Annotated in this window: 20 protein-coding genes; 5 read left to right on the top strand and 15 right to left on the bottom strand. The window is 62.9% G+C overall.

Annotation, left to right across the window (positions count from 1 at the left end):
* Positions 1-61: 61 nt before the first annotated feature.
* From NKI49_RS12680 to NKI49_RS12660, 5 genes are all read right to left on the bottom strand, one after another.
* Positions 62-382 carry an addiction module antidote protein gene (locus NKI49_RS12680; RefSeq protein ID WP_352597845.1) on the bottom strand — a complete coding sequence of 107 codons (321 nt, stop codon included), beginning with the start codon at positions 380-382 and terminating at the stop codon, positions 62-64.
* Positions 379-669, bottom strand: a complete 291-nt coding sequence (locus tag NKI49_RS12675) for a type II toxin-antitoxin system RelE/ParE family toxin (RefSeq protein ID WP_352597844.1) — start codon at positions 667-669, stop codon at positions 379-381. Before NKI49_RS12675 ends, NKI49_RS12680 begins: the two co-directional genes overlap by 4 nt.
* Before the next feature lie 105 nt (positions 670-774).
* Positions 775-1,371 (bottom strand): LysE family translocator, encoded by a 597-nt coding sequence (locus NKI49_RS12670; protein WP_352597843.1) that lies wholly within the window; start codon positions 1,369-1,371, stop codon positions 775-777.
* A 121-nt stretch (positions 1,372-1,492) separates the two neighbouring features.
* Entirely contained in the window at positions 1,493-2,065 is a 573-nt protein-coding gene (gene ilvN / locus NKI49_RS12665) for an acetolactate synthase small subunit (RefSeq protein WP_023757090.1), read from the bottom strand.
* A gap of 82 nt (positions 2,066-2,147) precedes the next feature.
* On the bottom strand, positions 2,148-3,929 hold the full coding sequence (locus NKI49_RS12660) for an acetolactate synthase 3 large subunit (protein WP_352597842.1): 1,782 nt from the start codon (positions 3,927-3,929) through the stop codon (positions 2,148-2,150).
* 531 nt (positions 3,930-4,460) lie between these two features.
* Between NKI49_RS12660 and NKI49_RS12655 the strand changes: the two genes are divergently transcribed.
* Positions 4,461-6,263: an NAD(P)-binding domain-containing protein gene (locus NKI49_RS12655; protein WP_352598050.1), complete on the top strand. Its 1,803-nt coding sequence runs from the start codon at positions 4,461-4,463 to the stop codon at positions 6,261-6,263.
* 193 nt (positions 6,264-6,456) lie between these two features.
* On the opposite strand, the gene NKI49_RS12650 is transcribed toward NKI49_RS12655, so the two are convergent.
* Together NKI49_RS12650 and NKI49_RS12645 are read right to left on the bottom strand one after the other, a co-directional pair.
* Complete coding sequence (locus tag NKI49_RS12650; RefSeq protein WP_352597841.1) at positions 6,457-6,762, bottom strand: hypothetical protein; 306 nt, start codon at positions 6,760-6,762, stop codon at positions 6,457-6,459.
* A 4-nt stretch (positions 6,763-6,766) separates the two neighbouring features.
* Complete coding sequence (locus tag NKI49_RS12645) at positions 6,767-7,330, bottom strand: helix-turn-helix domain-containing protein (protein ID WP_352597840.1); 564 nt, start codon at positions 7,328-7,330, stop codon at positions 6,767-6,769.
* 154 nt (positions 7,331-7,484) lie between these two features.
* Between NKI49_RS12645 and NKI49_RS12640 the strand changes: the two genes are divergently transcribed.
* Complete coding sequence (locus NKI49_RS12640) at positions 7,485-9,317, top strand: ATP-binding protein (protein ID WP_352597839.1); 1,833 nt, start codon at positions 7,485-7,487, stop codon at positions 9,315-9,317.
* A 277-nt stretch (positions 9,318-9,594) separates the two neighbouring features.
* Here NKI49_RS12640 and NKI49_RS12635 read toward each other — a convergent pair whose 3' ends face one another.
* On the bottom strand, positions 9,595-10,386 hold the full coding sequence (locus NKI49_RS12635) for a GGDEF domain-containing protein (RefSeq protein WP_352597838.1): 792 nt from the start codon (positions 10,384-10,386) through the stop codon (positions 9,595-9,597).
* A gap of 105 nt (positions 10,387-10,491) precedes the next feature.
* Positions 10,492-11,463, bottom strand: a complete 972-nt coding sequence (gene miaA, locus NKI49_RS12630; RefSeq protein WP_352597837.1) for a tRNA (adenosine(37)-N6)-dimethylallyltransferase MiaA — start codon at positions 11,461-11,463, stop codon at positions 10,492-10,494.
* Between miaA and serB the strand changes: the two genes are divergently transcribed.
* Together serB and NKI49_RS12620 are read left to right on the top strand one after the other, a co-directional pair.
* The gene (gene serB / locus NKI49_RS12625) at positions 11,447-12,334 is read left to right on the top strand and encodes a phosphoserine phosphatase SerB (protein ID WP_352597836.1); all 888 of its coding nucleotides are present in this window, start codon (positions 11,447-11,449) and stop codon (positions 12,332-12,334) included. The genes miaA and serB overlap by 17 nt on opposite strands.
* Positions 12,331-12,903 (top strand): GNAT family N-acetyltransferase, encoded by a 573-nt coding sequence (locus NKI49_RS12620; protein ID WP_352597835.1) that lies wholly within the window; start codon positions 12,331-12,333, stop codon positions 12,901-12,903. The genes serB and NKI49_RS12620 overlap by 4 nt, the downstream gene beginning before the upstream one ends.
* Before the next feature lie 37 nt (positions 12,904-12,940).
* On the opposite strand, the gene NKI49_RS12615 is transcribed toward NKI49_RS12620, so the two are convergent.
* From NKI49_RS12615 to NKI49_RS12590, 6 genes are all read right to left on the bottom strand, one after another.
* Positions 12,941-14,458 carry a DegQ family serine endoprotease gene (locus tag NKI49_RS12615; RefSeq protein ID WP_352597834.1) on the bottom strand — a complete coding sequence of 506 codons (1,518 nt, stop codon included), beginning with the start codon at positions 14,456-14,458 and terminating at the stop codon, positions 12,941-12,943.
* A 145-nt stretch (positions 14,459-14,603) separates the two neighbouring features.
* Positions 14,604-14,792, bottom strand: coding sequence for a DUF2065 domain-containing protein (locus tag NKI49_RS12610; protein ID WP_352597833.1), 189 nt, complete (start codon positions 14,790-14,792; stop codon positions 14,604-14,606).
* Between the two features lie 6 nt (positions 14,793-14,798).
* Positions 14,799-15,764, bottom strand: a complete 966-nt coding sequence (gene hflC / locus NKI49_RS12605) for a protease modulator HflC (RefSeq protein ID WP_352597832.1) — start codon at positions 15,762-15,764, stop codon at positions 14,799-14,801.
* Entirely contained in the window at positions 15,764-16,879 is a 1,116-nt protein-coding gene (gene hflK / locus NKI49_RS12600; RefSeq protein WP_027025913.1) for an FtsH protease activity modulator HflK, read from the bottom strand. Before hflK ends, hflC begins: the two co-directional genes overlap by 1 nt.
* Positions 16,880-17,031: 152 nt before the next feature.
* On the bottom strand, positions 17,032-17,550 hold the full coding sequence (locus NKI49_RS12595) for a dihydrofolate reductase (protein ID WP_352597831.1): 519 nt from the start codon (positions 17,548-17,550) through the stop codon (positions 17,032-17,034).
* Positions 17,550-18,566 (bottom strand): DUF4424 domain-containing protein, encoded by a 1,017-nt coding sequence (locus NKI49_RS12590; protein ID WP_352597830.1) that lies wholly within the window; start codon positions 18,564-18,566, stop codon positions 17,550-17,552. The genes NKI49_RS12595 and NKI49_RS12590 overlap by 1 nt, the downstream gene beginning before the upstream one ends.
* A gap of 233 nt (positions 18,567-18,799) precedes the next feature.
* Between NKI49_RS12590 and cobF the strand changes: the two genes are divergently transcribed.
* Entirely contained in the window at positions 18,800-19,564 is a 765-nt protein-coding gene (gene cobF / locus NKI49_RS12585) for a precorrin-6A synthase (deacetylating) (protein WP_352597829.1), read from the top strand.
* Positions 19,565-19,796 lie beyond the last annotated feature (232 nt).

Genomic DNA, 19,796 nt, shown 5'->3' with positions numbered 1-19,796 from the left:
CAAAACCGTCTACATCGAAGCGAGCAGCAACCACGGTTGCATACATCGCTTTTGTGGCGAGTTAGCCGGCGAGGCGCGCCTCGGCATCATTATCCTTTGGTGCGGCCTCAGCCGTCAATCTGATCCCGAGCGCCTTCATGACGCCGAGCAGGGTTGAAAGCTTGGGATCGCCCTTGTCGCTCAAGGCCTTGTATAGCGCCTCACGTGTGACGCCAGCGTCTTTGGCAATGGACGTCATGCCCCGAGCCCTAGCCACGTTGCCGAGCGCATGGGTGATAATGGCAGCGTCGCCGTCTTCGAAGGCCGCTTCGATATAGGCGACGATTGCCTCCTCGCTGTCGAGGAATTCGGAAGCATCCCATTTGGTGGTTTCGATGGTCATTTGACCTCCTTCGCCATGCCGATGGCTTTCTTGATGTCGGTCTTTTGCGATGATTTGTCCCCACCGCAGAGCAGAATGATGATTGTGTTGCCCACCTTGACGAAATAGACGCGATAGCCTGGACCATAGTCGACCCGCAATTCGCCGATGCCCTCGAAAAACTTGGCATCGCCAAGATTGCCAAGCTCGACACGATCGATCCGAACCTGAATGCGAGCCTTGGCGCGGATATCCTTGAGGGACTTGAACCAACCGACGAATTCAGCGGTTTTGCGCACTTCGATCATGGTTGATTTGTAATCCACAGTTCACATTTAGTCAAAATACAATGTGAACCGGAGTTTACAGAATGCTCACGCTTTTCGCGTGCCAGCGCTTCGAGGCCCTTAGCTTTACCGCAGCATCGGCCACAGCGTCGCCGCCAGCAGCACGCCCATGCCGACGTTGAACCATTTCAGCCGAACCGGGTCCGACAGGAAGCCGCGCAGCGCGGTGCCGAACCCCGCCCAGATCGAGACGCTCGGCAGGTTGACGACGGTGAAGGCGACCGAGATCAACACCACCGACAGGAAAGGATGCTCCGGATTGGCGTAGACGGCCATGGCGGTGATCGCCATCACCCAAGCCTTCGGATTGACCCACTGGAACGCCGCCGCGTCGATGAAACGCATCGGCTTGCCCCTCGCCTCACCCTTGCCGCTCAGCGAACGCGACATGGCGATCTTCCAGGCAAGATACATGAGATAGACCCCGCCGGCGATTTTCAGAGCGGTGTGCAGCGCCGGAAAGGCCGTCAGCACCGCCCCCAGGCCAAGCCCGACCGCCACCAGCAACACCAGGAAACCCATGCTGATACCCAGCATGTGCGGAACCGTCCTGGCGATGCCGAAATTCACCCCCGATGCCAGAAGCATGAGATTGTTCGGTCCCGGCGTGATCGAGGTCACCAAGGCGTAGACGAGCAAGGCGAGGAATGCGTCGAGCGACATGATATCCTCCCAGATAAGGCAGCGTCCTTGTCTCTTTTTAGGCGGCCGCACAAAGGCCAGCGGCCGGTCTGTGGCCGGGCCAGACTTTGCGCTTGTGGAGATTGGATCGGCTTCGCCGGCCCTACATCGCCTGTGGGCCGCGGTTCAACGCCGCCACGCCGGTGCGGCAGATTTCGACCAGGCCGAGCGGCTTCATGATGGCGATGAACTGGTCGATCTTGGAGCCCTTGCCGGTGATCTCGAAGATGAAATGCTCGGTGTTGGCGTCGATGACGCTGGCACGGAACGCGTCGGCCAAGCGCAGCGCCTCGACACGGGCCTCGCCGGTGCCGGCAACCTTGACCAGCGCCAGTTCCCGCTCCAGCGGCCGCTCCTGGCCGGATTCATGCGAGCGCACGGTCAGGTCGACCACGCGGTGGACCGGCACGATGCGCTCGAGTTGATGCTTGATCTGCTCCAGCACGTGCGGCGTGCCGCGCGTCACGATGGTGATGCGCGACAGGTGCTTTTCATGCTCGGTCTCGGAGACCGTCAGGCTCTCGATGTTGTAGCCGCGCCCGGAAAACAGGCCGATTACCCGGGCAAGCACGCCCGGCTCGTTGTCGACCAGCACGGAGAGCGTGTGGTTCTCCGGCTTTTCCGTTTCCTTGGCGATGAAGTAGGCCGACCCGGTCGGTTGTAGCTGTGCGTTCATGACATGAATCTCGATTTCAAACTCTTGATCTAAATCTCTGTTTACGCACGGCTTCTCGCGACAGCCCTGCCTTGGCCTTCAGCTACACCAGTTCCCTGCCCTTGGCGTCGATGGCGTTGGCCACCGCTTCATCCGTCGCCTCATCCGGCAGCAGCATCTCGTTGTGCGCCTTGCCCGACGGGATCATCGGGAAGCAGTTGGCGAGCGTCGCCACGCGGCAGTCGAACAGCACCGGCTTCCTGACCGAGATCATCTCCTTGATGGCGTCGTCCAGCTCGTCCGGCTTCTCGCAGCGTATGCCGTGGCCACCATAGGCCTCGGCCAGCTTGACGAAGTCCGGCATCGCCTCGGTGTAGGAATGCGACAGCCGGTTGCCGTGCAGCAGCTGCTGCCACTGCCGCACCATGCCCATATATTGGTTGTTCAAGATGAAGATCTTGATCGGCGCATCGTGCTGCACGGCCGCGCTCATCTCCTGCATGGTCATCTGCACCGAAGCGTCGCCTGCGATGTCGACGACCAGCGCGTCGGGATGCGCGATCTGCACGCCGAGCGCCGCCGGCAGGCCATAGCCCATCGTGCCCAGCCCGCCCGACGTCATCCAGCGGTTCGGCTTCTCGAAATGATAATGCTGCGCCGCCCACATCTGGTGCTGGCCGACCTCGGTGGTAATGTAGGTGTCCATGTTCTTGGTCAGTTCGTAGAGCCGCTGGATGGCATATTGCGGCATGATCACGTCGTGGTTCATCTTGAAGGCGAGCGAGTCGCGCGCACGCCATTTGGCGATCTGCTCCCACCAGGGGTGGAGCGCCTTCTTGTCGGCCTTGGCGGTCGCCCGCCACAGCCGCACCATATCCTCCAGCACCCGGCCGACATCACCAATGACAGGAACGTCGGTATGGACGTTCTTGTTGATCGACGATGGATCGATGTCGATGTGGATCTTCTTCGAATTCGGCGAAAACGCGGTCAGCCGGCCGGTGATGCGGTCATCGAAGCGTGCGCCGATGCAGATCATCACGTCGCAGTCATGCATGGCCATGTTGGCTTCATAGGTGCCGTGCATGCCGAGCATGCCGAGCCAGTTCTTGCCCGATGCCGGATAGGCGCCGAGCCCCATCAGCGTCGAGGTGATCGGGAAACCGGTGAGGTCGACCAGTTCGCGCAAGAGATGGCTGGCTTCCGGACCGGAATTGATGACGCCGCCGCCAGAGTAGATGACCGGCTTCCTTGCGCTGGCCATCAACTCGACCGCCGCCTTGATCTTCTCCAGGTCGCCCTGGACCTTGGGCTGATAGCTGGTGCGCGGCGCGATCTGCGGCGGGACATAGAAGCCGCGCGCGAACTGCACGTCCTTCGGGATATCGACCACCACGGGACCGGGACGGCCCGTCGTGGCGACATGGAAGGCTTCGTGGATGGTCGCGGCAAGCTCGTTGACGTCCTTCACCAGCCAATTGTGCTTGGTGCAGGGACGCGTGATGCCGACCGTGTCGCATTCCTGGAACGCATCGGAGCCGATCAGCGAAGTCGGCACCTGCCCCGTCAGGCAGACGAGCGGGATCGAATCCATCAGCGCGTCCTGCAATGGCGTCACCGCGTTGGTGGCGCCGGGGCCGGAGGTCACCAGCATGACGCCGGCCTTGCCGGTCGACCGCGCATAGCCTTCGGCCGCGTGGCCGGCGCCCTGCTCGTGCCGCACCAGGATGTGCTCGACCTCGTCCTGCTGGAATATCTCGTCATAGATCGGGAGTACCGCGCCGCCCGGATAGCCGAAGACGTGCTTGACGCCATTGTCCTTCAGCGCCTGCACCACCATTTCGGCGCCCGTCATTTCGCGCCGCTCGCTCTGTCCATTGCTCATCGGTCTGGTCCCGTACTGTCCGCCATCTGGCGATTGCTGGTCGTTTAGTCGTGTTTCGGGCAATAAAAAAGGCCCCCGAGGGAGCCTGTGTGTTGCGCATGGGAGGTTTTCGCCCGGCGGTTACACCGCCTTGCCCACGCGCTTTCCTACGAGAATGAGTGCCGTTTTCATGGTGGCGGACACTAAGGGCGGGCAAGGCAGCCTGTCAACGGCAAAAATCGTGCCGGCACGCACAGCATGCCGGCGCACCCCTGGGGGATCAGCCCGGCGCCTTGCAGCGGGAAACGCGCGGATCGCATCTGGTTGCCTTCTTCGCTTGCTGTCCCGGCGTCTTGGAGTCGGGACGCACGCTCCCGACGCTCTCCGTCAGCCATTGAAGCCGGCTTGGTGACCTCACAGGTAAGCCATTGAACGCAGGTGAGACTATGGTGGGGCGTGACGAAGGCTGCCATCTCTGCCGATACTTGATCGTCCGGCCTGCAAGTCGGGAGGAGCCACATGACGAATCTGGATTTCACGGGAGGAACCCTGATGCTCGATAAGACCCCCAACAAGAAACTGTCCGACCTGCTCGACCAATTCGGCGCCGCCCTTGCCGCCAACGACATCGAGAAAGCGGTCGACTGCTTTCAGGAGGATTGCTACTGGCGCGATCTCGTCACCTTCACCTGGAACATCAAGACCATGGAAGGTCGCGACCAGGTCCGCGACATGCTGAAAAGCCAGCTGTCGAAGGCCAGGCCGTCGCACTTTGCCATCGCCAAGGGCGAGGACGCGACCGAGAGCGCCGGGCTGATCGAAGGCTGGATCAGTTTCGAGACCGAGGTGGCGCGCGGCTTCGGCCAGATCAGGTTGAAGGACGGCAAGATCTGGACGCTGCTGACCACCATGGCCGAACTGAAGGGCCACGAGGAGCCCGCGGGCTTCGCGCGGCCGATGGGCGCCAAGCATGGCGCGGGCAAGAACCGTCCGACATGGAAGGAAGAGCGCGAGACTGAAGCGGCCGAGCTCGGCTTCAAGACGCAGCCCTACACCGTGATCATCGGCGGTGGCCAGGGCGGCATCGCGCTCGGTGCCCGGCTGCGGCAGCTCGGCGTGCCGACCATTATCATCGAGAAGAACGAACGCGCCGGCGACAGCTGGCGCAAGCGTTACAAATCGCTCTGCCTGCACGACCCGGTCTGGTACGACCATCTGCCTTACATCGATTTCCCGAAGAACTGGCCGGTCTTCTCGCCCAAGGACAAGATCGGCGACTGGCTGGAAATGTACACCAAGGTGATGGAGCTGAACTACTGGTCCTCGACCGAGGCCAAGAGCGCCTCCTATGACGATAGGACCAAGGAATGGACCGTCGTCGTTCACCGCGACGGCAAGGACATCACGCTGAAGCCGAAGCAGCTGGTCCTGGCCACCGGCATGTCCGGCCGGCCCAACCTGCCGAAATTCAAGGGCATGGAAAGCTTCAAGGGCGACCAGCATCACTCCTCGAAGCATCCGGGCCCCGACAAATATGCCGGCAAGAAGGTCGTCGTCATCGGCTCGAACAACTCCGCCCACGACATTTGCGCGGCACTCTGGGAGGCCGGCGTCGACGTCACGATGGTGCAGCGCTCCACCACCCATATCGTAAAGTCCGACACGCTGATGGATATCGGCCTTAGCGCGCTCTATTCGGAACAGGCGGTGCAGAACGGCATGACCACGGCCAAGGCCGACCTGATCTTCGCCTCCCTGCCCTACAAGATCCTGCACGAGTTCCAGATCCCGCTCTACCAAAAGATGAAGGACCGCGATGCCGACTTCTACAAAGGGCTGGAGAAAGCTGGGTTCATGCTCGATTGGGGCGATGACGGCTCCGGCCTGTTCATGAAATATCTCAGGCGCGGCTCCGGCTACTACATCGACATCGGTGCCTCGCAATTGATCATCGACGGCGACATCAAGCTCAAGAGCGGCGTCGACGTGAAGGAGATCAAGGAGCATTCCGTGCTGCTCAGCAACGGCACCGAACTGCCGGCCGATGTCATCGTCTACGCCACCGGTTACGGCTCGATGAATGGCTGGGCGGCGGAGCTGATCTCGAAAGAGGTAGCCGACAAAGTTGGCAAATGCTGGGGTCTTGGCTCCAACACCACCAAGGATCCCGGCCCCTGGGAAGGCGAGCAGCGCAACATGTGGAAACCGACCCAACAGGAGGCACTTTGGTTCCATGGCGGCAATCTGCACCAGTCGCGCCATTATTCGCAGTTCCTGGCGCTGCAATTGAAGGCCAGGCAGGCCGGACTGCCGACACCGGTCTACGGGCTGCAGCAGGTCCACCACCAAGGATAATAAGGCCGGGCAAATGCCAGGCGAGGTGCGGCGACCGCCGCATCTCCGGCGGATTTCGGACTTTCCACCAGCTTGGCCTTTCTGACGGGCCATCGGCCGCACGCCTGAGCAGCGCCGAACAGAACTTCCGCCAAGTCGCTGCTGACCCGCCTCTCCGCTGCAACTTGAGCGGCGGAGCTACCACGGCCGTCAATCAGAGATGGCGCACGCGGCGCCGCTTGCGCGCGGCCTTGATGGCGCTGATGCGCTCTGTGTCTTCTTCCCTGAGATGCCGTCCGCGTTCCAGAATCTCGAGCGTGTATTCCTCGTAGGTCAGGCCGAGCCGATCTGCCTTGTCCATGCGCATCAGCATGACCTCGTGGCTCGGCGCTTTCCACGCTTTGGCATGGGCCGCTTGCCAGGCAAGGAAGATGTAGGGATCGCCCTTGCCCCATGGCGGTCCCTTATAGTCGTCGAGAGGCGGCCCGCCATTGTCGGAGCGCTTTGGCCGTCTCGCCATGACGTCAGCTCCTGACCAGCGCGACGAGATAGTCGGCGCCCGGCTCCAGGGCATGAAACACGCAATCCGACGGCGCGCCCAGCGCCAGGCAATCGCCGGGTTCAAGCCTGTGCACCACATCACCCTCTGTGAATTCCAGGCGGCCGGAAATCAGCCATATCTGTTGCTTGATGAAGGCGTAGGAAGCGGCCGGAAGACCGACCCTTTTGCCCGCCGGCAGATGCACCCTGATCAGTTCCAGCGGCATATCGCTGGCCGGCGACAAATGCCGCCTGATATAACCTGTGTCGGGATCGCGCCACACCGGCTGATCGGCGTCTCGCAGCAGCCCGCCGCCTTGCAATTCCGCGCGTGCGATCAGGGTGGAGAGCGTCATGCCGAAAGCAGCGGAAATGCGCACCAGCAGCGCCGCGGTCGGACTGGTCTTGCCGCGCTCGATCGTGCTCAGCATCGCCTTGGAAACCCCGGACCGCTCGGCAAGCTCTGCCAGCGACCAGTCGCGCATGATCCTTTCGGCGTGTATCCGCCTGCCGATAGTCGAAGAAATATCGTTCGCTATACCATCCATTCGTCCATTATAACGAAATATCGGGGCTGGAGAAGAGCCGTCTCGCGACAATTTTCACGAGCTCCTTAATCCTCTCTACACCATCCGACCTCATCGCACCTTAACCCCGTTGCTGTAGGGTCGGCGCACCAGGGAAAATGGGGATTGGCTGTCCATGTATGTCGAACGCGAAGCCTCCGTCGGAGAACCGACATCGCAGGAGCGCCGTGACGCGGAGCAGAATGACAGGCGCATCCTTGGCAATGTCGTGCAATGCGACGGCGCACGCGCCACCATCGCCGCCTATGCCGACGATGTCGACGGTGCGGTCACCGGCCTGTGGACGGTCGGCAGGATGATCTCCATCAATCTGGGCACGACGCGAACCGTCGGCCTGGTCTATGCGATCGGCAAATCGGACCGCGCCTGGAGCAATGAAGGCCCGAATGCCATCGAGATCAGCATCGAGCTGATCGGCGAAGTGCGTGACGGAGCCGAGGCCGGCGCCAAGCCGGTCTTCGATCGTGGCATAACGACCTATCCGCATATCGGCGCCGTCGCCCATCGCATCCGCACCCGTGACCTGCAGGCGGTCTATGATCTGGCCGGCCGTCATTCCATCACCATCGGCTCGCTGTCGCAGGATGAGGCGATCGCCGCCAATATCGCCATCGACGACACGCTGGCGCGCCATTTCGCCATTGTCGGCACCACCGGTGTCGGCAAGTCCACCGCCGTCTCGCTGCTGTTGCGCAAGTCGATCGCGGCGCGGCCCGACCTGCGCATCCTGATCCTCGATCCGCACAATGAGTTTGCGGCGTCGCTGCCCGAATATTGTGTCAAGGTCGATTCCAAGACGCTCGATCTTCCGTTCTGGATGTTCAGGCTGGAAGAATTCGCCGAGGTGCTGTTTCGCGGACGTGAAACGGTGCCGGAAGAGATCGACGCCTTGCGCGACCTCATTCCGCTCGCCAAGAATCTTTATCGCAACCCGAATTCAGGCGCCTATCTCCGGCGCGGCAACGATGCGCTAACCGCGGACACACCGGTGCCTTACCGCATCGCCGACCTTCTCAAGCAGATCGACGAGCGCACGGGCATGCTCGAAAGCAAGAACGAGCGCCCGACGCTCAAATCGCTGAAGACGCGCATCGAATCCGCGGCCGCCGATCCGCGCTACCGCTTCATGTTCAGCTCGCGCCTGATCGAGGACACCATCCACGAGACGATCGGCAACATCTTCCGCGTGCCGCATCATGGCCGGCCGGTGACCTGCTTCGAAATGGCCGGCATGCCCTCCGAAGTGGTCAATTCGGTCTGTTCGGTGCTGGCGCGCCTGGCCTTCGACCTTGCGCTGTGGAGCGAGGGCAAGCTGCAGCTTCTGCTGCTGTGCGAAGAAGCGCACCGCTACATGCCGGCCGATGCGCGTCTCGGTTTCGCGCCGACAAGGCACGCGCTGTCGCGCATAGCCAAGGAAGGCCGCAAATATGGCTGCTATCTCGGGGTCGTTACCCAGCGTCCGGGCGAGCTCGATCCGACCATCCTGTCGCAATGCTCGACCTTCTTCGCCATGCGGCTCGCCAACGAGCAGGACCAGGCGATCATCCGCTCGGCCATTGCCGACTCTTCCGCCTCCACGCTTGCCTTCCTGTCGTCCATGGGCCAGCGCGAAGCCATTGCCTTCGGCGAGGGCGTGGCAACGACCATGCGGCTGAAATTCGAACGACTGCCGGCGGAACTGATCCCCGGCACGGCCAAGCGCGAAGAGGCCGAGTCATCGAAAACCGGCGACGATGTCGACCTGGTAGCGATCGTGGAGCGGCTGCGCAACGTGCCGAAACCGCAGCCGCAGGCCATGGCCTTCGCGGAGATCGTCGATTCAGGCCGGCAGCCCGGCGATCCCGACTACCGCAAGCCGCCGGTCGCCCGCGCGCAATCCGACGACGATTTCGACATGCGCTACGGCCTCAAGCCCGCCACCTTCGGCATGCGCCCCCAGAACGATTAGGCTAACTGCGTCACGTCTTCTACGGAAAACTATATAACCTCGTGTCCGACGTCTTGGTTCTGCCTCGCTGGCCGATCTGGGTAATCCCGTCAGAAAATTCGTCAGGCTGAGTCGGCTTCGAGAAGCCGGAGCGGAGCGGACATTCAGTCCGTGAGCACCGGCCTACGCCGGCCGTAGCCTGAACTGCCAGGACCATCGTGAGTGCTTCGGCCGGCGAAGGCCGGAAGTCGAGGAGCTGGCATCGGACGGCCAGCCTCACGAATTTAATGATGGGATTTTAGGCGCAGACGCGGTTGCGGCCCTGCCTCTTGGCCTCGTACAGCTGCCGGTCGGCGCGGCGATAGAACTCCTCCGCCGTTTCCTTGCGGTCCCAGACGGCCAGGCCGACGCTGGTGGTGATCTTGAGCCGGACATTGCCCGAGAGGACCGACATGTTGGCGATTGCCTTGCGGATGCGCTCGGCGAATTTGGACAACAATTCCGCCTCCATATTGGGCGTGACCACGGCAAACTCCTCGCCGCCCAGCCGCGCCACCACATCGTGAAAGCGCGTCATGTCCTTCAGGCAATTGGCGACAGCCCTGAGCACCTCGTCGCCGACATCGTGGCCGTGCGTATCGTTGACCTGCTTGAAGTGGTCGAGATCGAGGATCATCAGCCCGACGGGCTTTTCGATGCGTCCGAACTCCTCGAGATATTCCTTCAGCGCGTCATCGAAATAGCGCCGGTTCTGCATGCCGGTCAGGCTGTCGGTCAGCGCCGCATGCTCGAGCGTCTCCGAGCGGGCGCTGAGCGAAACCGTCATGGCGCGCAGCTTACCTTCCTCCGTCGCTTGTTTGCGGATCAGAGGGTAGATGAAGAAGATGCCGAAAAACAGCGCGGTCGCCAAAAGCACGCCTGTCGCGAACAACAGCTTGTTGAGGTAGATAACCTTGTCCATGCCGGAAGCCGTGTGGAGTTCCATGGCGAAGGATTGCAGCTGCCCATAGGCGTGGAGCGTCACCAGGCCGGCGGCCAGGATCACGAAGATAAAGACGAAAAAAGCGGATTCCGCCTTGTGGAAACGCATCTGCTCCCCGATCGAAAAGTGCCAACCGGTCTTATGGCACGGCCGGCCTTACGGAGGGTTAATTCAGACAACCACAACGGGAATCCTTCCCTCAAGATCGACTTTTCAGGTTGCATTAGCAACAGTCGCTTGGATCATGGTTTCGAGATCGCTATCGGGGCGCAATCTCTGCCATTCCGGCCCTAGCTGATGGCGGAACCAGGTCGCCTGCCGCTTGGCATATTGCCGGGTTGCGACCTTTGCGCGTTCGATCGCCTCGGCAAAGCTTGACTGCCCGGCTATCGCGGCCTGCAACTCGCGAACGCCGATCGCCTTCATCGCCGGCAAGTCCGGATCGAGACCAAGCGCTGCAAGCTGCCTGACTTCCTCCACTGCGCCCTTGTCCAGCATCTGGTCGAAGCGCCTGTCGATGCGGCCGACCAGTGCGGCCCGGTCCGGCTCGATGACGAAAAAGCGCGCGCTTTGCCGGTCGATCAACGGTTGGCCGCGCTCCGCTTGCCATTCCAGGATCGAACGGCCCGAGGCATCGAGCACCTCGAGCGCCCGCACGATGCGCTGGCTGTCGGTCGGCCTCAGTTGCATGGCGGCCCGCGAATCCTCGCGCAGCAGGATGCCATGCAGTTTGACGGCGCCTTGTTCCTTCAACTCATAACGCCAGCGGTCGCGGACCCGCTGCGGAATGGCGGGCATTTCCGAAATGCCCTCGGCCAGCGCGCGGAAGTAAAGCCCGGTGCCGCCGACGAAGATTGGTCGCCGCGACAGCGTTCCATCGTCGATGAGCCTGGTCACGTCCCGCAGCCAGGCTCCCGTCGAATAGGCAGTGCCGGGATCAACGTGACCGTAGAGAAAATGCGGCGCGCGGGCGAGGTCCGCCGCCTCCGGCCGGGCGGTCAGCACGTCGAGCACCGCGTAGCCTTGCATGGAATCGGTGTTGACGATGACGCCGCCGGTGCGTTCGGCCAGATCGAGCGCCAGCGCCGACTTGCCGCTGGCGGTCGGTCCGGCTATCAGGATCGCGTTCTTCACGCGGCCCTCGCCCGCATCCGTGCCGGAATTCTCGATGCCGCTCGTTGCCACGCTTGTTTCCCGTCCTGCTGACCGCGCTTTGTCGCCGTCGCTTGCGAATATGGCCTCAAGGTCGGTGGGCGCAAGCGGCGTTCTCTGGCTGGCCGAAGGGATTGCCTGCGATCTTGCGCTGCCGGACGGCGCCGACGCTGCTTACATGACCGCCAGCCTGCGCGCAGCACTGGCCGCGGAACCGGTCGACGTGATCGTCCAGCAGGCGCAGACACGGCGAAAGAAGATCCTCCTCGCCGACATGGATTCGACGATGATCGACCAGGAATGTATCGACGAACTGGCCGACGAGATCGGCGTCAAGGATCACGTCGCCGCCATCACCGCGCGATCCATGAACGGCGAGATCGCGTTCGAACCGGCTTTGCGCGAGCGCGTGGCGCTGCTGAAGGGTCTCGATGCGGCCGTGGTCGACCGCATCGTCGCCAATCGCCTGACACTGGCCTCCGGCGGCCGCGCACTGGTCCAAACCATGCGCGCCAACGGCGCCTGGACGGCGCTCGTGTCGGGTGGGTTCGAGGTTTTCACCATGCGCGTCGCCTCAATGCTCGGCTTCCAGGAAAACCGCGCCAACCGTCTGCTGGAACACGACGGACGCTTCAGCGGCCTGGTCGGCGAGCCGATCCTCGGCCGTGCCGCGAAGGCCGAGGCTCTGATCGAAATCGCGTCGCGGCTCGGCCTGACGCCGGCCGACGCCATCGCCGTCGGCGACGGCGCCAATGATCTCGACATGATCCGCCTTGCCGGCACCGGCGTCGCGCTGCATGCCAAGCCGGCCGTGGCGGCGCAGGCCAGCGTGCGCATCGACCATGGCGACCTCACCGCATTGCTCTATCTGCAAGGCTATCGTCAGGAAGAGTTCGTGCAATGAAACCAATGCGTACCGAGCGCCTGATCCTGCGCAACTGGGAGGATCGCGACCGCGAGCTGTTCCACCGGATCAATTCCGACGAACAGGTCATGGAGTTCTTTCCGTTCCGCCGCGACCGTGCGCAGGCGGACGTCAAGATGGACGAGTTGCGTGGCCGAATCGCCGAGGATGGCTACGGTTTCGCTCCCGCCGAGATCATTGAAACCGGCGAATGCATCGGCTTTGTCGGTCTGCTCGGTACTGACCATCTGCCGTTCCTGCCGGCCGGCACTGTCGAGATCGGCTGGCGACTGGCACCCGAATTCTGGGGCAAGGGCTACGTCACCGAGGCGGCGGAAGCCTGGCTGGCCTTCGGCTTCGAAACGCTTGACCTTGGCGAAATCGTGTCCTTTGCCGTCGGGAAGAACAAGCGCTCCACTGCCGTGATGGAACGCCTCGGCATGACCGCCGACCCATCCGCCGATTTCGACCATCCCAGCATTCCCGACAGCCACCCCGCGCTCAAGCGGCACGTGTTCTACAGGCTCTCGCGCGAGGACTGGCAGAAAAGAGAAAAGGCGGCCTGCTAGCCGCCCTCGCTCAGATCAGGCTGTTGCCTTATCAGGATCAATCCATCCGGATTGTCACGAACCGCAACTCACCGGTCTTCGACGCCAGCATCAGCAGCGCGTTCTTGCGGCCTTGCTCCTTCAGGGCACCGATCCGGTCCATGACGTCCTTGGGCGCGGCAACCGATTCCTGTGCGATCTCGGTGATCACCTCGCCCGGCTGGATGCCGCGTTCGGCAGCGGCGGAATCCTTGGCCACATCGGTGATGACGACGCCGGAGACGTCGGCGGCGATGCTGAACTTCTTGCGGGTTTCGTCGTTGAGTTCGCCGATCGTCATGCCGAGCACGGAAGCGGTCGAAACGGCCGGAGCCTTGTCGCCCTTGTCCTGATCGGTGTTGCCGCCCTGCTCGCCGCTGGCGAGCTTCTCGCTATCCTCGAGCCGGCCGAGCGTCACCTTCACCGTCTGTTCGACACCCTTGCGCACGATCAGCACGTCAACCGCCTTGCCGACCGGGCTTTCAGCGACAACGCGCGGCAGGTCGCGCATTTCGTGAATGTCCTTGCCGTCGAATTTGAGGATGACGTCGCCAGCCTGGACGGTGCCGTTGTCGACGGGACCACCCTTGATGACGCCGGCAACCAGCGCGCCCTTGGCGGTCGCCATGCCTAGGCTCTCGGCGATGTCGTCCGTCACCGGCTGGATGCGCACGCCGAGCCAGCCGCGCCGCGTCTCGCCGAACTGGCGCAACTGGTCGACCACGCCCGAGGCGAGCTGCGAGGGAATGGAGAAGCCGATCCCGATCGAGCCGCCCGACGGCGAAATGATCGCCGTGTTGATGCCGATGACCTCGCCGGCGCTGTTGAACAGCGGTCCGCCCGAATTGCCGCGATTGATCGCCGCATCGGTCTGTATGAAGTCGTCATAAGGGCCGGAATTGATGTCGCGGTTGCGCGCCGAGACGATGCCGACAGTCACCGTGCCGCCGAGGCCGAACGGATTGCCGATCGCCATCACCCAGTCGCCGACGCGCATCTTGGTGGAATCGCCGAACTTCACCGCCGTCAGCTTGTGGCCTTTCGGATCGACCTTCAGCACCGCGACATCGGTCTTGGTGTCGGTGCCGACCAGCGTCGCCTTCAAAGTGACGCCATCGGAGAAATTGACCTCGATGTCGTCGGCATCGGCAATCACGTGATTGTTGGTGACGACGATGCCTTGCTCGGCATCGATGACGAAACCGGAGCCCAGCGATTGCACTTTCTGCCCGCTATTGTCCTTGTCGCCGCCGCGATTCTTGAAGAAGTCGTCGAAGAAATCCTGGAAGGGCGAGCCCTCGGGCAGCTGCGGCATCGGCACCGCGCCCGGCCCTTCCGTACCCTTGACCGTCTGCGAGGTCGAGATGTTGACCACGGCGCCGAGCAGGCCCTGCGCCAGATCGGCGACCGAAGCGGGGCCGTCCGCGGCGAACGTCGGCGTCACGAAGGACGGCACAGCAGCGGCGCCGACGAGAAGCATGGCTGCGCCAGCGATGAACGTCCGCCGTGCCGCGCGCAAAAGGGGTGTGGATGTCATCGAGAAGCCTCCCGGCGTTTCTGAAAGAGAAAAGCGCTTCGGCGAAAACGCCGCGTCGCGCCATGATGGCAAAAAATACGGCACGTTTGCGGCTATGGCTATCGGCAGAGTGTAAATCCCGCGTTATTCGGCGGCCGCACTGCCTTTATCCGGCTCGCGCCAGCCAGACGATGCCGACGCCAGCCGCGATCGCCGCCAACCCGGCGATCCGCAACGCATTCTCCGGCATCGACAGCATGTCGCCGGCAAGTTTCCTCGCCAAGCCAGGGAAGCCGCCATAGACCAGGCCCTCTATGACGAGGACCAGGCCGATGGCGGCGAAAAAATCCTGCACCGGCCGTTACTGGCCGGTGCTGGGTGCCGTCGGCGCGGCAGGTGCCGTCGCCGGCGCGGCAGGTGCCGGCGCGGCCGGCGTCGCCGGTCCTTGCTTGCCGTCGGGATCGCGGAAGAAGCGGAAGAACTCCGAACTCGGCGACAGCACCATCGTCGTTCCGGTGTTGTCCAGCGCCGTGCCGTAAGCATTCATCGACCGGTAGAAGTCGAAGAAAGCCGGGTCGCGTTGATAGGCTCCCGCAAAGGTGGCGCTGCGCTGGGCTTCGCCCTCACCGCGCAGGATCTCGGATTCCTTCTGCGCCTCGGCAACGATCTCGACGACCTCGCGATCGGCGCGAGCCTTGATGCGCTGCGCCGCCTCGTTGCCGCGTGCCCTCAGCCGTTCGGCCTCGGCCAGACGTTCGGCCTTCATGCGATCGAAGGTCTGCTGCGAGACCTCGGCCGTAAGGTCGGTGCGGCGGATACGGACGTCCTCGATCTGCAGGCCGAGCGAGGTGGCGTCGGGCCGCAGCTGATCGCGCACTTCGCGCATCATCACCGCACGTTCTTCCGAGAGCGCCGCCTCGAAGTCACGCAGACCGTAGACGCGACGCAAGGCGGCGTCGAGACGTGTCCTCAGCCGCGCCTCGGCCAATTCGATCTGGCCGGAGACCGCCGCCCGGAACACGCGCGGGTCCGAAATGCGATAGGCGATGAAGGCGTCGACCTCGTAGAACTTGCCGCCCGAAACCTGGACGCGGATGTTGTCGAGGTCGAAGCGCAGCACCCTGTTCTCGATGATCTGCACCGTGTCGGCGTCGAAGAACGAGAACGGCGCCTTGAAGTAGATGCCGGGCGCGGTCTTGACGTCGACGATCTCGCCGAACCGCAGCACGAGCGCCTGCTGGCGCGCATTGACGACGAAGACCGACGAATAGATCAGGAACAGGATGACCGCGGCGATGACGACGAAGACGGGAAGGCGGTTGGCCATCACTGGTTACCTCCCGTGGTCGCGCCCGGGATCGCCGGAGGCGGCGTTTTCTGCTGCAATGCCGGCAACGGCAGATAGGGGACGACCCCCTGCCCGTTGCCCTGTTCGACAATCACCTTGCCCGAATCCTTCAGCACCCTCTCCATCGTTTCGAGATAAAGCCGCTTGCGCGTCACGTCGGGCGCCTTGGCATATTCGTCGTAGACCGAGATGAAGCGCTGCGCCTCACCTTCGGCTTCCTGCACCACCCGGTTCTTGTAGGCGGCCGCGTCTTCACGGATCTGTGCGGCCGCGCCGCGTGCCTGGCCGAGCTTCTGGTTGGAATACTGGTTGGCCTGCTCGACGAACTTGTCCTCGTCCTGCTCGGCGCGCTGCACCTCGTCGAAGGCATCGGCCACTTCGCGCGGCGGGGCCGCGTCCTCGATCGAGATGGCGTTGACCTGCAGGCCGGCCTTGTAGCCGTCCAGCGTCGTCTGGATGATCTCCCGGACCGAAGCCGCGATGCCCTGACGGTCGTCGCGGAAGATGTCCTGCGCCGGCCTGCGGCCGACGGCTTCGCGCATGGCGCTTTCGGCAACCTGCCGCAGCATGCCGTCCGGATCGGAGACGTCGAACAGATAGGCCCGGGGATCGGAAACCTGATAGGCCACCGAAAACTGCACGTTGACGATGTTCTGGTCGCCCGAAAGCATCAGGCCGTTGCCGCTGGTGTTTCCGCCGCCGATGTCGACGAGCTGCTCGGAAATCTTGGCCGTCTCGACGGTCTCAAGCGGCCACCAGTGGAAATGCAGGCCGGGCTGCGACAGCTCGGCCTTCGGCTTGCCGAAGCGCAGTTCGACCGCGACCTCGTCGGGTTGCACCGTATAAACCGCCTGGAATGCCCAAAGCACCACGAGTACCGCGCCGATCAGCCCGAACACGGCGGGGCTTGCGCCACCGCCGCCTGGCAGCGCGCGCCGCAGCCTGTCCTGGCCGCGGCGGATAATGTCTTCGAGGTCGGGAGGCGACCCCTGCGGGCCGCTCGGTCCCTTTGGCCCCTGCCCCCAGGGTCCCTGATTGTTGCCGCCGCCGCCCCACGGGCCGCCGCCACCGCCACTCTTGTCATTCCAGGGCATGAACGTCCTTTCGCTTGGAATTCCCTCATGCACCGGTGTTACGGCGCAAAATCCTAGTGTTGTTCTTCTATAGGGACGCCACGAGGCGCTTTCAACGCGATGCCCTGCCGACACGATCCGATTTTGGACCGGTCGCGACCCTTTGTCGTCCTTCAATGCACGTCGCGGCGACGCTCGTAAACCGTATAGCGCGTCGCGTGGCTGTCCTTTTCCCCGGCCGGGACCTCCTGCGAGCTCACGATGCCCCATGAATCAGGGTCGATCGGCGGAAAATGCGCGTCGCCGTCGACCGTGGCCAACACATGGGTGACGTGCAGCCGGTCGGCCAGCGGTAGCGCCTGGGCATAGATCTCGCCACCACCGATGACGCAGACCTCGTCCACGCCGGCCATGCAGCGCCCGCGCACCGTCGCCAGCTGGATCGCGGCTTCCAGCGTATGCGCTACCTCGACGCCCTCGGCACGCCAGGCCCTGTCGCGGGTGACGACGATGTTCAACCTGCCCGGCAGCGGCCGGCCTATGCCTTCATAGGTCTTGCGGCCCATAATGATGGGCTTGCCCATCGTGTCGGCCTTGAAACGCTTGAGATCTGAGGACAGCCGCCAGGGCAGCCCGCCATCCCGCCCGATGACGCCGTTCTGGGCGATGGCAACGTAGACCGCAACGTCCATCAGCCGCCGTTCCCGCCATTGCTGTCCGAAGGGTTGAGGATCAGGATGTCGATGTCGCGCTCGGGACAGAAATCGTCCGCCCTCATCTCGAAACTCGTCGGCCCGACCTTTTTGACATTGTCGCCGCAGAAGGAGACCAGGGCTTTCGGATTGCCCTTGTCGACCGTCAGCTTGAACTTGCCGATGCTGCCCGCCGCCCAGTTGCCGCCGGTGGTCAGGATATAGGCGATCCGGCTTTCATAATATCCGGGGTAGCCGTCGGGATTGTCCTTCGCCGCCTTGCGCACCGCGTTTTCGAACGTCTCGTCCATGCAGTACCGGGTCTTATAGGCGGCGTACTGGCCCTGGAACTTTCCGTCATAGAAGAAACTGACGGAGGACGTGCCGCCGACGCTCGGCTTGTAGCGGTGCGATACATGAACGTCCTTGTTGGCCGGAAAGGTCGAGCGCCACCAATAGGTCGAACGCAATTGCCAGAAAGGCGCATAGGTGGATTTCATGCCGCTGCCGTCGTCGACCGTATCCTCGATGATGATGCCGCGGTTGACCCAATCGTCGGCCACCGCTTGCGGCAGCTTCGCCAGCGCCGCCTTGGCCGCGTCGCCGAACGGGTTGAACGGCACGTTCTGGGCCTTCAGGTCGGCGCCGATATCGATGCCGAGCGCGAACACCTTCTGCTCGAGCTGTGGCTTTGTCGCGACCCCGTCGATGGTCACCTCGAAACCGAGAAAATTGTCGCTCTGGTTTTCGGGGATCGCCGGCATCTCCTCGGGATCGCCCGAAATGTCGGGCATCGGGAAGGCGACGATCGCGTCGACATCCTTGTCGGTGTTGTTGTGGAAGACGTAGTCGACCGTCACCTTTTCCGGCGAGATGAAGAGGTCCTCGCTCTGCATCGCCACGGCATCGCTGCGCGACAGGATCAAGCCGCCGGTGCCGAGTTCGGCAACCGAGTCATTGGCAAGGGCTGGTGTTGCGCACAGCGCGAGCGCGGCGGTCAAGACGTATCGGAACATAGAAGGCCCTCCTCGGCGAGGATATCGGCATGACCCTAGAGCAATTCCAGGAAAAGTGTGAAACGGTTTTCCGTCCGGAATTGCGTAAAAACATAAAGATAGAGCGGTTCGGCGTTTCCGTGAAACGGTGAACCGCTCTAGCGGTTTCGGCGCGGCGCTTCAAAGCCCTTCCGCGTCCTGGACGTGCCACAGCGTCTGGACTAACAGGCTCCGATCGGGCAGGAGTTCGCTCCATGCGCAAGCTCCTCGTCATCGGCATCGGCGCCGGCAATCCCAACCACATGACCGTCCAGGCAATAGACGGCCTGAACCGCGCCGATGTGCTGTTCATCCCCGACAAGGGGGCGAAGAAGAACGACCTTGCCGAACTGCGGCGCGATATATGCGACCGCTTCGTCACCAACCCGAAGTCGCGGCGCGTCGAATTCGACGTGCCGGTGCGCGCCGAGCCGGCGCCAAGCTACCGCTCGACCGTCGACGACTGGCACGAAGCGATCGCCGCCATCTACGAAGGCCTGATCCGCGACGAGATTGCCGAAGACGGCTGCGGCGCCTTCCTGATCTGGGGCGATCCGTCGCTCTACGATAGCGCGCTGCGCATTCTCGAGCGCGTGCGCCTGAGAGGTAACGTCGAGTTCGGCCTCGAGGTCATCCCGGGCATTACCGCCATCCAGGCACTTGCCGCCAGCCATGCGACGGCGCTGAACCGCATCGGCGATTCCATCCTGATCACCACCGGCCGCCGCCTGACCGATGAAGGCATGCCGCAAAATGCCGGCAGCGCCGTCGTCATGCTCGACGGCAAATGCGCCTTCAACACGCTCGCCGACCGGGACCTTTTCATCCAATGGGGTGCCTATCTCGGCACGCCGGACGAAATCATCGTCTCCGGCCGCCTCGGCGATGTCGGCGCCGAGATCGAAAGGGTCCGCGAGGAAGCCCGCCGGAAAAAGGGCTGGATCATGGACACGTATATGCTGCGGAAGGTGGGGGAGTAGGAATTGGGCAGTAGGCAGTAGGGGAGTAGGGGAGTAGGGGAGTAGGGCAGTAGGGCAGTAGGGCAGTAGGTGGAGGAGACATCAGGAGCCGATACACAAGAAAGCACACGAAAAATTTCGATGCTCCCGAGTTGGTCTGCCCTACTGCCCTACTGCCCTACTGCCCTAATGCCATAGTACCCTCCAGCCGTACTGCCGTACTGAGCGTGACGGTTGTCCAGATCTGACGAAT

Origin of the sequence: Mesorhizobium sp. M0587 (genome assembly GCF_040320945.1) — a bacterium.
GTDB lineage: Bacteria > Pseudomonadota > Alphaproteobacteria > Rhizobiales > Rhizobiaceae > Mesorhizobium.
This window is presented reverse-complemented; position numbering and strand designations above follow the sequence as displayed.

What these genes read in the sequence shown, in the direction of transcription:
- NKI49_RS12680 (WP_352597845.1), bottom strand. Translation starts at nt 382, where the DNA reads ATGACCATCGAAACCACCAAATGGGATGCTTCCGAATTCCTCGACAGC.
- NKI49_RS12675 (WP_352597844.1), bottom strand. Translation starts at nt 669, where the DNA reads ATGATCGAAGTGCGCAAAACCGCTGAATTCGTCGGTTGGTTCAAGTCC.
- NKI49_RS12670 (WP_352597843.1), bottom strand. Translation starts at nt 1,371, where the DNA reads ATGTCGCTCGACGCATTCCTCGCCTTGCTCGTCTACGCCTTGGTGACC.
- ilvN (WP_023757090.1), bottom strand. Translation starts at nt 2,065, where the DNA reads ATGAACGCACAGCTACAACCGACCGGGTCGGCCTACTTCATCGCCAAG.
- NKI49_RS12660 (WP_352597842.1), bottom strand. Translation starts at nt 3,929, where the DNA reads ATGAGCAATGGACAGAGCGAGCGGCGCGAAATGACGGGCGCCGAAATG.
- NKI49_RS12655 (WP_352598050.1), top strand. Translation starts at nt 4,461, where the DNA reads ATGCTCGATAAGACCCCCAACAAGAAACTGTCCGACCTGCTCGACCAA.
- NKI49_RS12650 (WP_352597841.1), bottom strand. Translation starts at nt 6,762, where the DNA reads ATGGCGAGACGGCCAAAGCGCTCCGACAATGGCGGGCCGCCTCTCGAC.
- NKI49_RS12645 (WP_352597840.1), bottom strand. Translation starts at nt 7,330, where the DNA reads ATGGATGGTATAGCGAACGATATTTCTTCGACTATCGGCAGGCGGATA.
- NKI49_RS12640 (WP_352597839.1), top strand. Translation starts at nt 7,485, where the DNA reads ATGTATGTCGAACGCGAAGCCTCCGTCGGAGAACCGACATCGCAGGAG.
- NKI49_RS12635 (WP_352597838.1), bottom strand. Translation starts at nt 10,386, where the DNA reads ATGCGTTTCCACAAGGCGGAATCCGCTTTTTTCGTCTTTATCTTCGTG.
- serB (WP_352597836.1), top strand. Translation starts at nt 11,447, where the DNA reads ATGCCGCTCGTTGCCACGCTTGTTTCCCGTCCTGCTGACCGCGCTTTG.
- NKI49_RS12620 (WP_352597835.1), top strand. Translation starts at nt 12,331, where the DNA reads ATGAAACCAATGCGTACCGAGCGCCTGATCCTGCGCAACTGGGAGGAT.
- NKI49_RS12615 (WP_352597834.1), bottom strand. Translation starts at nt 14,458, where the DNA reads ATGACATCCACACCCCTTTTGCGCGCGGCACGGCGGACGTTCATCGCT.
- hflC (WP_352597832.1), bottom strand. Translation starts at nt 15,764, where the DNA reads ATGGCCAACCGCCTTCCCGTCTTCGTCGTCATCGCCGCGGTCATCCTG.
- hflK (WP_027025913.1), bottom strand. Translation starts at nt 16,879, where the DNA reads ATGCCCTGGAATGACAAGAGTGGCGGTGGCGGCGGCCCGTGGGGCGGC.
- NKI49_RS12595 (WP_352597831.1), bottom strand. Translation starts at nt 17,550, where the DNA reads ATGGACGTTGCGGTCTACGTTGCCATCGCCCAGAACGGCGTCATCGGG.
- NKI49_RS12590 (WP_352597830.1), bottom strand. Translation starts at nt 18,566, where the DNA reads ATGTTCCGATACGTCTTGACCGCCGCGCTCGCGCTGTGCGCAACACCA.
- cobF (WP_352597829.1), top strand. Translation starts at nt 18,800, where the DNA reads ATGCGCAAGCTCCTCGTCATCGGCATCGGCGCCGGCAATCCCAACCAC.